At 61.0% G+C, this 14,983-nt stretch carries 14 protein-coding genes; 11 read left to right on the top strand and 3 right to left on the bottom strand.

Annotated features, from left to right (window positions below):
• Positions 1-52 precede the first annotated feature (52 nt).
• Positions 53-892 carry an SDR family oxidoreductase gene (locus tag C2L64_RS29685; RefSeq protein WP_007580989.1) on the bottom strand — a complete coding sequence of 280 codons (840 nt, stop codon included), beginning with the start codon at positions 890-892 and terminating at the stop codon, positions 53-55.
• A gap of 102 nt (positions 893-994) precedes the next feature.
• Between C2L64_RS29685 and C2L64_RS29680 the strand changes: the two genes are divergently transcribed.
• Positions 995-1,936 carry a LysR family transcriptional regulator gene (locus C2L64_RS29680; protein ID WP_007580987.1) on the top strand — a complete coding sequence of 314 codons (942 nt, stop codon included), beginning with the start codon at positions 995-997 and terminating at the stop codon, positions 1,934-1,936.
• A 1,218-nt stretch (positions 1,937-3,154) separates the two neighbouring features.
• On the opposite strand, the gene C2L64_RS29670 is transcribed toward C2L64_RS29680, so the two are convergent.
• Positions 3,155-3,745, bottom strand: coding sequence for a hypothetical protein (locus C2L64_RS29670; RefSeq protein ID WP_236674216.1), 591 nt, complete (start codon positions 3,743-3,745; stop codon positions 3,155-3,157).
• 336 nt (positions 3,746-4,081) lie between these two features.
• Between C2L64_RS29670 and C2L64_RS29665 the strand changes: the two genes are divergently transcribed.
• A complete protein-coding gene (locus tag C2L64_RS29665; protein ID WP_007580980.1) occupies positions 4,082-4,837 on the top strand; it encodes a hypothetical protein in 756 nt (251 codons plus the stop codon).
• A 303-nt stretch (positions 4,838-5,140) separates the two neighbouring features.
• Entirely contained in the window at positions 5,141-5,611 is a 471-nt protein-coding gene (locus tag C2L64_RS29660) for a ribonuclease (RefSeq protein ID WP_007580979.1), read from the top strand.
• Between the two features lie 270 nt (positions 5,612-5,881).
• Here the strand turns inward: C2L64_RS29660 and C2L64_RS29655 are convergent, their stop codons facing one another.
• Positions 5,882-6,148: a hypothetical protein gene (locus tag C2L64_RS29655; RefSeq protein ID WP_007580977.1), complete on the bottom strand. Its 267-nt coding sequence runs from the start codon at positions 6,146-6,148 to the stop codon at positions 5,882-5,884.
• A 475-nt stretch (positions 6,149-6,623) separates the two neighbouring features.
• On the opposite strand from C2L64_RS29655, the gene C2L64_RS29650 reads away from it, so the two are divergent.
• The 8 genes from C2L64_RS29650 (at position 6,624) to C2L64_RS29615 (ending at position 14,973) form a co-directional block, all read left to right on the top strand.
• Positions 6,624-7,025 carry a hypothetical protein gene (locus C2L64_RS29650; RefSeq protein ID WP_007580975.1) on the top strand — a complete coding sequence of 134 codons (402 nt, stop codon included), beginning with the start codon at positions 6,624-6,626 and terminating at the stop codon, positions 7,023-7,025.
• A gap of 314 nt (positions 7,026-7,339) precedes the next feature.
• Positions 7,340-8,398 (top strand): NHL repeat-containing protein, encoded by a 1,059-nt coding sequence (locus C2L64_RS29645; protein WP_007580973.1) that lies wholly within the window; start codon positions 7,340-7,342, stop codon positions 8,396-8,398.
• 292 nt (positions 8,399-8,690) lie between these two features.
• The gene (locus C2L64_RS29640) at positions 8,691-8,894 is read left to right on the top strand and encodes a cold-shock protein (RefSeq protein WP_007580971.1); all 204 of its coding nucleotides are present in this window, start codon (positions 8,691-8,693) and stop codon (positions 8,892-8,894) included.
• A 337-nt stretch (positions 8,895-9,231) separates the two neighbouring features.
• Positions 9,232-10,611, top strand: a complete 1,380-nt coding sequence (locus C2L64_RS29635) for an MFS transporter (protein WP_007580970.1) — start codon at positions 9,232-9,234, stop codon at positions 10,609-10,611.
• A 48-nt stretch (positions 10,612-10,659) separates the two neighbouring features.
• Positions 10,660-11,490 (top strand): phosphogluconate dehydrogenase C-terminal domain-containing protein, encoded by an 831-nt coding sequence (locus tag C2L64_RS29630; RefSeq protein ID WP_007580967.1) that lies wholly within the window; start codon positions 10,660-10,662, stop codon positions 11,488-11,490.
• A gap of 46 nt (positions 11,491-11,536) precedes the next feature.
• Positions 11,537-12,781, top strand: coding sequence for a ribulose-bisphosphate carboxylase large subunit family protein (locus C2L64_RS29625; RefSeq protein WP_007580965.1), 1,245 nt, complete (start codon positions 11,537-11,539; stop codon positions 12,779-12,781).
• A gap of 8 nt (positions 12,782-12,789) precedes the next feature.
• Positions 12,790-14,172 carry a 3-oxo-isoapionate kinase OiaK gene (gene oiaK, locus C2L64_RS29620; RefSeq protein WP_007580962.1) on the top strand — a complete coding sequence of 461 codons (1,383 nt, stop codon included), beginning with the start codon at positions 12,790-12,792 and terminating at the stop codon, positions 14,170-14,172.
• Between the two features lie 96 nt (positions 14,173-14,268).
• On the top strand, positions 14,269-14,973 hold the full coding sequence (locus C2L64_RS29615) for a transcriptional regulator NanR (RefSeq protein ID WP_007580961.1): 705 nt from the start codon (positions 14,269-14,271) through the stop codon (positions 14,971-14,973).
• The last annotated feature ends 10 nt before the right edge of the window (positions 14,974-14,983 follow it).

The following is a 14,983-nucleotide window of genomic DNA, read 5'->3' as shown; positions in this document are numbered from 1 at the left end:
GTCAGTCCTTCGCAGGTTAGGTGTGTCGTGGCAAGGGCAACTCGCCTCGCGATCAGAAGCTGCCGTCCGTCGACTTCGAAAGCGCCTCGAAGGCGTGCACCGCTTTCAATCGAGCCTCCACAGCCGGCCCGACCGACGCCAGTGCATCGCTTCCGGCCACGAACACTCTGGGCGGAGTCTCCATGCCCACAAGCTTTACCAGGATCTGGCCTAGCTTGTCCGGATCGCCCGGTTGCTTGCCTGCATAGGGAGACCACATCGCCTCGGCGCTGACCTCGGCGGCGGCGTAATCGTCGATACGCTTGTCCGGCCATTTGGCGTTGGCTGCGCTCAGAAGGTCCGTGCGGAAAAATCCTGGCTCTACCACGGTGACCTTGATCCCGAACTTTCCGACCTCCTCGGCCACGGAAAGCGAAAGACCCTCCACGGCGAACTTGCTCGCGCTGTAGGCCCCGCAGTGCATCAGGCCGACAGCGCCTGCCACGGAACTGACATTGATGATGTTCCCGGAGCGCTGCTTACGCATGATCGGCAGGGCCGCACGCATCACGTTGCTCACGCCCCAGAAGTTCGTCGCGAACAGGTGTTGAATGTCTTGCGTTCCCAGTTCCTCGTAGTTGCCTAAGAGGCTGTAGCCGGCACTGTTCACGACTACATCGATACGACCGAACTTTTTTTGCACCTCGTCGACCACGGCCGTTGCCTGGGCCTCGTCGGAGACGTCCAGCCGGAGAATCTCCAGATTCTCGCCGGCCAGGTCGCGCAAGGCATTGCCCACCTTGTCCGGGTTCCTGCCTGTGGCAACGACCCGATCACCTGCCTTCAGTGTGGCCCTGGCCGTACCGGCGCCGATACCGCTGCCAGCACCTGTGATAAACCACACTTTGCTCATGCTCAAACTCCCAGTCCTGGTCAATGCCTGTCACTCTAGGCAGATTGACTGAGAAGAAAAACACCCTGGTGCTGAACACGCTTTGAAGATATTCTTCAAAGTATGAGACTCAACCAGCTTGATGGACTGCTCGCATTCTGGAAGGTCGCAGAGTACCGCGGGTTCTCTGCCGCCGCGGCAGCGCTCGAGGTCTCGCCTTCTGCGCTCAGTCAGGCGATCCGCCACCTGGAAGCCCGGCTCGGCGTCAGGCTTCTCAACCGGAACACGCGTAGCGTCAGCCTCACTGAAGCCGGACAGGCGTACCTGTCCCGGATTGGGCCGGCGTTGAGCGACGTACTGGAAGCTGGGGAGCAACTTCATGAGCTTCAAGGCCGGCCATCGGGCGTGCTGCGCATCAACGCAGCGCGAATCTCGACCGCCATGGTCCTCCAGCCGCTGCTGGCCGGGTTCCTGAAAGCCTATCCGGACGTCCAGGTGGAGCTGACGAATGACGAGGGCTACGTGGACATCGTCGAAAGAGGGTTCGACGCGGGCATTCGAATGGGAGAGAGTGTCCAGAAGGACATGATAGCTGTGCCTCTCGGTGGCCCGGTTGCCGTATCCATTGTTGGATCTCCCGACTACTTCAGGCAGCATTCTGTGCCACGGCACCCCTCCGATCTGATCCATCACAACTGCGTGCGATTCAGGTTTTCAGGCAGTGGGGCGATTCACAAGTGGGAGCTCGAGGTCGAAGGCCGTATCGTCGAGTACGAGATCAGCGGCAATCTCACGATCAGCGACTCATTGTTCTCGATTGAAGCTGCGCTGGATGGGATTGCACTGGCGTACACGTTCGAGCAGCTCGCGCTTCCTCACATCCGGGCCAGGAAGCTGAAACGCGTCTTGAGCAGCTTCTCACCGACTTTTCCCGGGTTCTACCTGTACTACCCGAGCAGACGGCAGCAGCCTGCCAAGCTGAAGGCGCTGGTGAACTACGTGCTGGCGCATTCAAGCCCCGAGACGATTGGAATGTCAGCGACCGTGCCCGCGACAGACTTGTAGTCGTACGCCCATTTTTTCGGCGACCTTCAAGGTCGTCAAGAAGCTGGGCGCCATCGACCCTTGCTTCGTCGTCCGGTCACCGTCTCTCGCGCGTCGTCGTTGGCCGACTACATCGGGCAAGTAGTCGGCCATAAGCCGTCGGTCGGGAGTGGGGTCCGAAAGCGGTCGGTTAACGGTGCTTCGGATCTACGGCCGCAATGAATAAGGCGCCGTTAGCCCCCGCAGCCACCAGCCTGAACGCATGACAGATATCGATTTTGTGCGTCCGCCTTGCAAAGTTCTCCTCGTCTGTCGGAGTAATTTCCACACGCTCCGATGTCCCGATTGTAATTGTCGATGCAATTGGTCTTTACGTCGTTGCAATTCGGGGCGGCAAGGCACCCGAATGAGAGACCCGCTAAAACACCCATCAAAATGCTCTTCATGGTTGCTCTCCTTGCTGCAAGGCTCGATCAAAACGAACCGCTCCAGATCTGCACGATCATCTCCCGGTGACGTACGCCACCAGGTCCGGTGTCGGGCCGCCAATAATGCCCGATTGACCGATGGACCCCGATGCACGCATCGGCGGACACGTGCAGAGTCAACTGTACGTATGGAGTTCTATCATGGACATCGACACCGTCGAGTGGCCGCTTTCGGGTGTCACGATCTACAGGTCGATTGTGCACCTTCAGCGAGGTTGGTGGGCGTCCGCTTCTCACGGATCAGCGAGTCAGCAACGGGTCGCAAGTACTCATGCGACTGCGGCGAGAGCTGACATTCGCGGTCGCGGCGGTGAGAATGGCAAAAGAGCAACCCTGAGCTGGCTTACCAACGGCGACACGTGAACGTCAGCTCAGGCCGATCTTGAGTCGGTCGGTTCGCGCGTTCATGGGCGGGATCGCCCGAAGGTGCTCACGTTGGTCGCGTGCAACCCCTTATGGCGAGCGCCTGCGACGATGGAAGATTTATGGTTGAAACCTGTTTGACTTCGGAAGCTATATGGGTAACAGACGGGGTGAGGGAGGTCGATTCTGACGTCGAAATCCTCTCGAAGTGGAAGTAATTTGGTTGAATTTCCTGGGGGAATCGCATTCCTCGACAGAAGCACGCGTGAATGAAATCCGCGCCGGAGGGCCGTGGCGAGCGGCTTCGATTGCCGCGTCCGGATGCATACAGCGCCGGCCCCTTCCAGGGTACAGGCATGTCTCTCGGGCATGAGGCGTTAATCGGGCACTACGCCTGCACGTCGATCAGCACGCCAAGCGGCCGCCACTGGACTCCCTTCGTCTCGTCTGATAATCCGTCGAGTACCGCAGCCAGCGAGACTTTCGCGTTTGCATTCTGCACGAGCGTCACGACATGATCCTTTAACGCCTGATTCAATTGTCCGATTGCGGCTGTCATTGGGTCGCCCGGCTGTGTGTCAGCGCTCGAGGTGTTTGCGGAATCGTCAATATCGAAACCCCATTCGTCCGTATCGGCATCGTCGTCGCTTGCCACCGTACCGGACATCTTCGCCAGATCGGCAATCTGAGCGCCGAGATCGCGATAGCCATTTACGGCCGAATTGGATGACTGGATATCTGTCACGACGGAAAGCGCGTCCTTCGTCTCTTTGCCCGGTATGCTCAGGCCATTGGCCAGGGCAATTGACTGCTGCAGTTCGAGCGCCTGATAGAGCGCCGCGATCAGTGATGCGCTCGACGCACTCACGCGCCTGGGTAACGACAAGGCGTCGGAGTTGTCGTTGACGCTGTCGCTGATGGTCAAGCCCGTTGATGCATCGATGCCGAGCCGCGTCAACGTGCGTTTGAGGGCTGCCATCAGTGCATCGTTACTGCGGTCGGACGTGCTGGCCGTCGACGATGCATCCTTTGATGGAGGAGGCTCGGGCGGTGGCGGTGTGGTGACTGACGTGTTCGTGTTGATCGGATCAGGCGACATGGGGCTGATGCTTCCTTTGTTCAGCGCTTGGAGGGACGGTCGAAAATCGAATGCACGGTAGCGACGTACAATCGGGTTATCGGGACCTTCGCGTGAGACTTGATGTTTTGTAATTGCGCGAAAGGAAGGCAGCCGTGCTTGTAATCGAGTAAATCGGCTGCGAATGGCCGATACCGGTCCGCGGGCATACTTATCGGCGACAACTGAAGATAACCGATGAAACGCAAACGAAATTTCTCTTGCTCGATCCTATGCGTGATTTTGTTCACCGCTTCGTCGGCCCATGCCGGGTGGTATGAGATCAGGAACTATGCCGGCACGATTGGTAGCCTCCCTGTTCATGTGTCGTTACAGACCTACGATGACATCAACCGAAATGAGTCTGGTCAGTGGCGCGTCGATGGCAGTTACTACTACGATGCCCATCGCGTTCCCATTCCATTGCAAGGTAAACGCCAACCCAATGGAGAGATGCAGTTATGCGAAGCAGTAGAGCCTGTTTCGTTTGGTGATTCGCCAACGGTGCCTGCCGCTTCGCCGAGCCACCCTGTTCCTTGCCCTATTGCGTTAAAAATCAGCGATACGAAGGCATCGGGGGAGTGGCGAGATGGCAAAAAAATCCTGCCGATCGCGCTGCATCAAGTCGGCAGTCTCAACGATACCGGCCTCGAAACACCCCGAGTGGTCGGTGTTGTCGAAATACCGATGTGGCATCACACGAAAAACCATCTGTTGCTGGGTGTGTACCAGTCTTCGATGGATTGTTCGTTGTCGATGGTCCGCCTGCGTCTTATCAATATCAAAAGTGGACAAATCGACAAGGATCTGAAATTCGATTGCGGCGCGGGCATCGTGGCGACCCCCATCTATGCCAACGTCTATCGTGCAGACAACCCCCGCAACGTGACTGTCATATTTCAAGGTGGGTATCACGGGATGGGCGACGACCGGGATGTTCCGGTTGAGCCATAAGCCTTTAGGAAACCACATGCTGTCAAGGTCACTGGCGCTGCGCTGCGTAGCCAATGCTGGCGCGAGCTTCCCCGTCGGATCGATTGCTGATCTGGACGCGGGCGAGGGAGCAATGCACCCTTCGAAGCTTCATCGCGATCTGCTTGATTTGCCTGCTTCTCGAACACCGTGAAGCGCGCATCAGCCCGGTTGCCGGGTAAGAAACGCCTATTTCCGGCCGAACATTGATTCGCTCTGCCATTAGCGATACCCTTGAATCGTTCGTGAACGTCGAATGCCAGTCAACCCGGAGACAACCATTTCGTGAAGCGAGCGTGGGCTTTCTCCTGCATCCTCGCCTTGAACGCGATCCTCGGCGGATGCGGCAAGGACGGATCGGGAAGTGGTACTCAGGAATCGGGCGCCTCCGCGAGTCAGGCGGCGAGTCAGCCTGGGCAGGCCGCGAGCGGCACAACGGCTGCATCGGGCGCGCCGGCGCCGAGCGCGCCGGCCGTCGTCACTAAGGCGCAGTTGCCGGCGGAAGCAGCCGAAACACTGCGTCTGATCAAAGCGGGCGGCCGTTTCCCTTTTAGCGAGGACGGCGTCTTGTTCCGCAACAGCGCGGCATTGCTGCCGGAGCATCCGCGCGGCTATTACCACGCATACACGGTTCGCACGCCTGGCTCAACGGATCGCGGGCAACGCCGCATCGTATGTGGTGGACCGCGCAAGCAGACCAGCGACTGCTACTACACCGAGGATTACTACGCCAGTTTCAAACGCATTGCAGAATAAGTTGCGCCAATTAAAAACGCCCCGAGCCTCCTATAAAGGAGACTCTGGGGCGTTGTGTTTTCAGAGACCGTGCCGCGAAGGCATGATCAGTGGAAGGGGTAACGGAGACACGACCCGTCACAGACCAGCTTGCTATTTTTCTGCGCATCTTCCGTGAACGCCGGTATGCGCGCCCTTGCTGGACTGCACCGATTTCCGCCTGACGAACCTCGTCATCGACGAGGTCTCTGCCGAGGCCGTCGCGTACATCGCACCCGTCACCGCCGGGAGCTAGTGCCCGTGCGCCTTCCGCAATTCGCCGGCCGTTCCCAGTCGTCGACTGGTGGAGCCGACGTGAAAGCCTGCGGCGACGACAAAGAGGATTCCAGCCACAGGCCAGACATAGATGGCAGAGGCGACGCCGAGCCAACATGCTTCGTGAGGCGGGTAGGCGTGGAGTGCCCAGAGAAAGAAGGCAACTGGCAACATCAGCAGGAACAGAGCCGACCGATTAAGAAAAGCTCCGACTGCTGCTTTCTTGTGTGTCTCAGATTGCATGCCTGTCTCCATGAGGAATGGCACTGAGACATAGCGTCGCACAGCAGTCGGTTCGCGAATACTTGGTGAAATCCCTACCGTATGCCAATTCGGCAGGCTCCCTGCCAGCTAGCTACGCAAGAACACACCAGCCGGTTCATGCGGAATGGTTCTGCGGATTGCCGACAAAATCGGGGCTTTGTTTTGGTTAATTTGCGTCGTAATGGTATGGAATCCATATGAATTACCATATCCGACTATAAGCGATCCCGGTATCCGACTAACAAAGCGCAACGCAGCATTTACGACACGATCATGTGGGTAGGTCTGCACCAAGACAGCTGGGCGATGCCGGTCGTGCAGCCTTCGAGTTGCCGCCCCACGTGAACGGGGCGTAGATCTGGTCGCGAGGTATGATTCCACCGTGGATACGCTGCTCTTTGGATCCTGATTCCCTCGGGCGCGCGTTCCGTGCATCCATGACGGGGAGCGCATCATGTCAAGTGAATGGAAACGCCGGATGCGCCTGTTTGCCCAGCGTTTCTGGCAGCCCACCAGCGCGTGCATGACCTGCATGCCGGGGAGTTGGGGCAACGTCTTGAGCCTTGTCCACTGGACGATTGCACTCCAGACGGGACTGCTCACCGGGGTCCTCGCGGTACTGTTGACGTTCACGCCAGCCGCGAAACTCTACTCGCATCGATACGGCAATGCGCTGATCGTCGGCTGTCTGACGGCCTTAGGCGACGCTTTCTCGCATACGAGTCACTACCGGCTTCCTGTTGTCGAGCACGTTGCGACGGGCGTCGTTTCCGGTCTGCTCGCGCTGGCCGCCTCATATCTCTTTGAAGATCGGGCGCGGCGAATCCGGGCGGCCTGGGTACGGGTTTTCGGATAGTTTCCGCTGACTGTCAAAACTGCCTTGAACGCCCCGATAGAGGGCCCTTGTTCAGGTGGGGAGGCTGCGAGCGGCCAATTTGAGCCGCTCAGACAGGCATTCCGGCCGATCGTTGTTGGGCTTGGAACGAGCCTCACGCGTTAAAAAAATCGGCCATCCATGTACGGCATAGGGCCATCACCGTTCGATATCGACGGGTGTTCCCTTGCATCGCCCGCCAAAACACAGGTTCCAACTGGCGGAAGCTCCTTGGGTTTCCGGCAGGCGTCTATGCTTTATCGGCGCATTCGCTCGATATGACCAAGGAGGCGTGCATGAAACCCGCGCTATGTGTCGTCGTCGCCAGTATGGTTTTCGGGGTCCAACTGGCGCACGCTGTCTGCTCCCACGACGCCGTCTTTCTCGCGCTCGGTGATCAGATTCGCGGTTACTCAGCGCGCGCCAACGGAGCGACCGAACCCTGCCAGGTGCTGCAAGGGCCACTCACCACCCTGATGTCGGCCGGGGCGACGGTGATCGACAGGAAGGACGCCTTTCATGTAGCGCAGTTTGGCAATGACACCGTCGACATCTTTCCGCGGAAGGCAGAGGGCAATCAAGCGCCTGGTCGCTCGTTCATGCCGGGGATGACAAATGACCTGCCCGGTATCGCGGTAGACGCCCGCCTTAACGATTTCGTCCTGAGCGTTCGCCCCTCGACGGCGGGCGTGATGGTCGTTCCCGTCAATAGCTCCGGGCCGATACCCAATCCGGTCCGTATTACCGATCCGAACATCACCCAGTACCAGAGCATCGCGATCGACGGCGACGACAATCTGCTGATCGCGGGTTATGACATACAGGGAACGGTGATCATCGACACGTTCGGCACGAGCCGAAGTGTGACCGCGCCGCCGCTTCTGCGCAGCCTCACAGGTCCCAAAACCGGCCTGTTTCCGGGCCGCGATGTTTTTTTCTCACAGATCGCCACGTCGATCGCTGTCGATCCTCGTACGGACGAATTATTCGTCTACAACACGACTGCGGATGCGACCCAGACCCAGGTGAGCGTTTTCGCCGCCAAGGCGAATGGCGACGTGCGACCGATACGGACAATCAGCGGTCCATCCACGGGAATCATCGGCCAAGTTTTGGCGTTCCCGGGTAACAGGATCACCGTCTCACCGGATGGACGGCTCTTCGTTGCCCAACCGAACCTGCGCATTCTCGCGTTCGCGCCGGGAGCAAGGGGCAATGTGGCGCCGTCTCAAGTCATCGAGGACTCCACGCCCGGTCCAGCCAACTCCGCAGGGATCGCCTTCCGGTCGGGGCGAGGCGGGCAACGGGACGAAGACGGATGCTCGATGAAACCCGACGAAGGCGGTAGAAAATAATCTGGTCAAACTTGTCGCTCTAGCGTCGAACAGCCGCTTCGATTTTCCAGCTCAAACCGGTGCTCGAGAGCGGCGACATCGCGCTGATGCCCACGGGTGGACGGTCTCGGGACGGGCGCCGATGAAAGGGTAGGCGATCGAGATCGCGCGCCGTCAGCGGGTTTCCAGTTGTGCCAGCCGGCCCCAAGCAAAAATGCTGATTGTGAGGAACCACGACTCCATGTTAAAAAGTGCATCGCACGGCTGGCGGAGCGCCACCGACGCGCAATATTAATTTTGGGAATCTTGCAAAATGGCAACAGGTACGGTGAAGTGGTTCAACGATGCAAAGGGTTTTGGTTTCATCACGCCGGATGGCGGCGGTGAAGACCTGTTTGCACATTTTTCGGAAATCCAGTCGAGCGGCTTCAAATCGCTCCAGGAAAACCAGAAAGTGACGTTTGAAGTGAAGCAGGGCCCGAAGGGCAAGCAGGCTGCGAACATCCAGCCGGCGTAAAGCGTTTCCAGTATTAGAAAAATGACCCTTCGGGGTCATTTTTTTTGCTGCCAATGAAACCGGTTCCAAACCCGGGAATCCGGCCAAAGTAGATGCTAGTTGGTTCATTTTCCGGAACCCAATTGCGTTCCCCTGCACGCGCCCGCACGCAAATCACGAACGACGCCGCCGCGCGCCCATAACGAAGGCGCACGACGCGCCAATGAACTGCTGAAAGGTGTTGGTAGTAAACCCAGTGCCGCTTTTTTAATCTAGATGGTCTACTCATCACACCAGCACACAACATGAGTGATCTGTGCAATAGCGCAGAGCCACGAGACCCATCGGAGGAGACGCAATGCAAACTGCCCCGCACGCCGAACAGGCAAGCCCGAGCCAACTTGAGCGCTCGACCATCCGCAAGGTTTCGCTGCGCCTCGTGCCGTTCGTCGCGCTGATGTTCTTCATCAACTTCCTCGATCGCACGGCGATCTCGTTCGCTGGACCGAACGGCATGACGAAGGATCTGGGGCTGGACGCCGCCCAGTTCGGTTTCGCGGCGGGCGTGTTTTTCATCGGCTACATCTTTCTCGAAGTGCCGAGCAACCTCGCGTTGCACAAGTTTGGTGCGCGCCGCTGGCTCGCGCGAATCATGGTGACGTGGGGCATCGTCGCGTTGCTCTTCACGTGGGTGAGCAGCGTGCCGGGGCTGTATGGGTTGCGCTTTCTGCTGGGTGTGGCGGAAGCGGGCTTCTTTCCCGGTGCGATCCTGTTCCTGAGCATGTGGGTGCCGCAGCGCCATCGCAGCCATATCCTCGCGCTGTTCTATCTCGCGCAGCCGCTGACGATCGTGATCGGCGCGCCGTTTGCCGCGCTGCTGATCGAAGCGCATGGACTGTTCGGCCTGGCCGGCTGGCGCGTGATGTTCCTCGGCGTCGCGATTCCTGCGATCGTCGTCGGCATCGTCGCGTGGTTCTATCTGAGCGACCGGCCGTCGCAGGCGCGCTGGCTCACTGCCGACGAGCAGGCGTGGCTCACCGCGGAACTCGAAGCCGAGCAGCGCCAGCGCGCAGCCGGTTCGTCGCAGCATCGCCATCGCGCAGGCGCCGCATTGACGAGCGGCCGCGTCTGGTTGTTCTCGCTGATGTACTTCGGCCTGATCTACGGTCTCTATGCGCTCGCGTTTTTCCTGCCGACCATCATCGGCGGCTTCCAGACGCAGTTCGGCTCGCAGTTCAACGTGTTCCAGAAAGGGCTGATCACAGCGATTCCCTATCTGCCTGCCGCGATCGTGCTGTTCCTCTGGAGCCGCAACGCGACGAAGCACGGCGTGCGCGCATGGCACATCGGCATTCCGGCGCTGGTCGGCGCGCTCAGCATTCCGCTCGCCCTTTACATGAAGTCGCCGTCGACGGCCATCGCCGTCATCACGATCACGGCCTGCGCGATCTTCTCGGCGCTGCCGAACTTCTGGGCATTGCCCGCGCGCTTTCTGTCGGGTGCGGCAGCCGCCGCGGGCATCGCGCTGATCAACACGGTCGGCAATCTGGCGGGCTTCGTCGCGCCGTACGTGACAGGCGCGCTGAAGGACGCGACGGGCTCGTATCACGCGCCGATGTTCGTGGTCGGCGTCTTCATGCTGATGAGCGCCGTGCTTGCATTCGCGTTCTGCGGCGAGCGCCGCCCGCGCTCGCAGGACGAACACGCAGCCGTCGCGCTCGACCCGCGCGCGGGCTGATCAACCGATATTCATGAACATGACGTACCCCTGCAAGGAGAGAGGACGATGAAAGAGAAAATTGCACTGTTCGGCGCTGGCGGAAAGATGGGCTTCCGTCTTTCGAGCAACCTGCTGAAGTCGGACTATCGCGTCGCGCACATCGAAGTGAGCGAAGCGGGCCGCAAGCGCCTGAAGGATGAACTGAACGTGGATTGCGTATCCGTCGATGCCGCGCTCGACGGCGCGCAGGTCGTGATCCTCGCCGTGCCCGATACGCTGATCGGCAAGCTCAGCCACGAGATTGCACCGAAGCTGCCCGCGGGCACGATGGTGATGACGCTCGATGCCGCCGCGCCGTTCGCCGGCCATCTGCCTGACAGGCCCGATCTGACTTACTTCGTCGCGCATCCGTGTCATCCCATCATCTTCAACAACGATGACGATCCGAAAGCGCGCCGCGATTTCTTCGGCGGCGCGTATGCGAAGCAGTCGATCACGAGCGCGCTGATGCAGGGCCCCGAGTCCGCGTTCGATCTCGGCGAAGACGTCGCGAAGACAATCTATCAGCCGATCCTGCGTTCATACCGTCTGACCGTCGACCAGATGGCGCTGCTGGAACCGGGCCTGTCCGAGACGATCTGCGCGACGCTGCTTTACGTGATGCGCGAAGCGATGGACGAAACAGTGAAACGCGGCGTGCCCGAACAGGCCGCGCGCGATTTCCTGCTCGGCCACATGAACATTCTGAGCGCGGTGATTTTCAACGAGATCCCGGGCGCGTTCTCCGATGCGTGCAACAAGGCAATCGAGTTCGGCAAGCCGCGCCTGATGCGCGACGACTGGAAGGGCGTGTTCGATCGTGCGGAGATTGCGGACAGCATCCGCCGCATTACGTGATCCGCGTTGAGCGCTGTCTTCTTTTGACTTCCAACAGGACTGCATCGTGAGCGAACGCATTCACGCTACTTACTGGCTCGAAACGGGCGACGATCCGCGCCATGCCGCCGATGTCATCGCCGGCGAACAGTCGAGCGGCACCTTCGTCGCGCTGCCCGGCGAGACGCCCGAACTCAAGGCGCGTTCCGGCGCGCGTGTCGAGCGACTGGAGATGCTCGAAACCGTCGACACGCCGAGCCTGCCGGGCGGCATGAAATCGGAGGTGTACACGCGCTGCACGCTCGAACTGTCGTGGCCGATCGAGAACTTCGGTGCGTCGCTGCCGAATCTGATGTCGACCATCGCGGGCAATCTGTTCGAACTGCGCCAGGTGTCGGGCTTGCGGCTCACGGGCCTGAAGCTGCCGGCGTCGTTCGCGGCGGCGTATCCTGGCCCGGCGTTCGGTATCGACGGCACGCGCAAGCTGAGCGGCGTCACGCATGGTCCGCTGATCGGCACGATCATCAAGCCGAGCGTCGGGCTGTCGCCGGAGGAGACCGCGCAGCAGGTGCGCGAGCTGGTGGAAGGCGGCATTGACTTCATCAAGGACGACGAACTGCAAGCCGACGGTTCGCATTGCCCGTTCGACGAACGCGTGAAGGCGGTGATGCGCGTGGTCAACGAACACGCCGATCGCACCGGCAAGAAAGCGATGGTCGCGTTCAACGTGACGGGCGATCTCGACCAGATGCGCCGGCGTCACGATCTCGTGCTGGCGCAAGGCGGAACCTGCGTGATGGCGGTGCTCAATTCAATTGGACTGGTCGGCCTGCACGAATTGCGCAAGCACGCGCAAGTGCCCATTCATGCGCATCGTGCAGGCTGGGGTTATATGTCGCGCAGTCCTGAACTCGGCTGGGATTACGCGCCGTGGCAGATGATCTGGCGGCTCGCGGGCGCGGATCATCTGCACGTGAACGGCTTGCGCAACAAGTTCAGCGAGTCCGATGAAAGCGTCATCGCGGCGGCGCGCGCGGTGCTCGCGCCCGTCATGCCCGACGCGCCGATGACGGCGATGCCCGTCTTCAGTTCGGGGCAGACGGGCTTGCAGGCCGCCGATACGTATGCCGCGCTCGGCCGCGCCGATCTGATCCACACGGCGGGCGGCGGCATCTTCGGCCATCCGCAGGGCGTCGCGGCAGGTGTCGAAGCGCTGCGCGAAGCATGGGTTGCGGCCATCGAGGGTGTGCCGCTGGAGAAGCACGCGGAGCGCAATCCGGCGCTGCGCGCGGCGCTTGGTTTCTGGAAGTGAGCACGCGTATGCACGATTCCGCGCAAACGGCATTTCCGGCGGGGCCGCTGCTCGCCTATTACGGTGACGACTTTACCGGCTCGACGGATGCGATGGAGGCGATGACGGCAGCGGGCGTGCCGACGGTGCTGTGTCTCGACACGCCGACGCCCGACCTGCTCGCGCGCTTTCCCGAGATCCGTTGCGTCGGGCTGGCGGGTTCGTCCCGCGGGCGTGATCCTGCATGGATGCGCGACGAGTTGCCAGCCGCGTTCGCGAGTCTCGCGGCGTTCGGCGCGCCTATCCTGCAATACAAGGTGTGCTCGACGTTCGACTCGTCGCCGGACGTCGGTTCGATCGGAGCGGCCATCGACATCGGCGTGAACGTGACGCGCGCGCGCTGGTCGCCGATGGTGATCGGCGCGCCGCGGCTGAAGCGTTATCAGATGTTCGGCAATCTGTTTGCCGCCGTGAACGGTACGGGCTATCGGCTCGACCGTCATCCGACGATGTCGCGTCATCCCGTTACGCCAATGGACGAAGCGGATCTGCGCGTGCATCTGGGGCGGCAGACGTCGCGTCGGATTGAGCTGATCGACATGCTGCAATTGCGCGACGGCTCGGGCACGGCGCGCGCCGATGCGCTCAGTGCGGACGACAAACCCGTTGTACTGATCGACGTACTCGATGAAGAAACGCTCATCGAAGCGGGGCGCCTCGTGTGGGAACGGCGCGGCGAGGGCGTGTTCAGCGCGTCGTCGTCCGGGCTGCAATACGCGCTGGCCGCATACTGGCGCTCGCGCGGCTGGTTGCCCGCGACGCCTTCGCTGCCTGTCGCCCGACCTGTCGAGACGATCGCCGCCGTGAGCGGCAGCTGCTCGCCCGTCACGGCGGCGCAGATCGCATGGGCGCGGGCGCATGGGTTTCATGTCGAACGGCTCGATCTGCGCCGCGCGCTCGGTTCGCAATCGGGCGGCGCGGAGATCGAGCGCGCGGTCGGCGCCGCTGCCGATGCGCTTCGCCGCGGCGTGAGCAGCATCGTGCACAGTGCGGAAGGTCCCGACGATCCCGACGTGATCGGCTTCGACGCGATCGCACGCGATGCGGGCCTGACGCGTCAGCAAGCCGCGCGCAACGTCGGCGGCGCGCTGGCGGAAGTGATGCGATGCTTGCTGGAGCGCGTGCCGCTGTCGCGTGTGGTCGTCGCGGGCGGCGACAGTTCAGGCGAAGTCGCGAGCACGCTGGGTATCGATGCGCTGAGTGTTGCAGCGGGTCTCGCGCCGGGCGCGCCGTTGTGCCGCGCGTGGTCGAAGTCGGCGCAGCGCGATGGGCTGGAGATCGTGCTGAAGGGCGGGCAGATCGGCGGCGCGTCGTTCTTCGGATTGGTCAAAGAGGGCCGCGACGTGGAGTGAGCACATTGCGGTGAGTTGATACAGCGAGCGGTTCCTCGCAAGAATCGATCGGTGTATGGTATTGTCATTACACCAGAAGCTTGTCGCTGAAATGTAATGGGCGAGATCATCCCGCGTCGGAAGCTGTACCAGGAAGTGGTGGACCGTCTGATGGAGCGTATCCGCTCGGGCGAAATCGCGCCCGGCGCGCAGCTGCCGTCAGAGCGGGAACTGATGGAAATCTATGGCGTCGGGCGGCCTGCCGTGCGCGAGGCGCTGCAGACGCTCGAACGCTCGGGCATCGTCGAGATCGTACATGGCGAGCGCGCGCGCGTCGTCGTGCCGACGGCCGACCGGCTGATCGGCCAGATCGCAAGCGGCGCGATGCATTTGCTGCGCACTGACCCGGAGATGCTCGAGCATCTCAAGCACGCGCGCCTCTTTCTCGAAACGGGCACGGCGCGCATGGCCGCCGAGCGCGCGACCGAAGAGGACGTGGCGCGACTGCAATTGAGCGTCGCGCAACATCGGGCTTCGATGGTCAATCTCGAAGAGTTCATCGAGCGCGACATGGCGTTTCACCGTGAGATCGCGAGGATCAGCGGCAATCCGATTTTCCCGTCGATCGTCGAGTCGCTGTTCCGCTGGGCGGGCGAATACTACCGGCCGCTCGTGCGTGCGCCCGGCGCGGAAGAACTGACCTTGGCGGAGCATCAGCGCATCGTCGACGCCATTGCGACGCATGACGGCGATGCGGCTGCCGAAGCCATGCACGCGCACCTGTCACGTGCCAACCATCTGTACCGCAAATTGAGTAAATAACGTCGGTACG

Source organism: Paraburkholderia hospita (assembly GCF_002902965.1).
Classification (GTDB): domain Bacteria; phylum Pseudomonadota; class Gammaproteobacteria; order Burkholderiales; family Burkholderiaceae; genus Paraburkholderia; species Paraburkholderia hospita.
The sequence above is the reverse complement of the archived record's forward strand: the minus strand, read 5'-3'. Positions and strand labels throughout refer to the sequence as shown.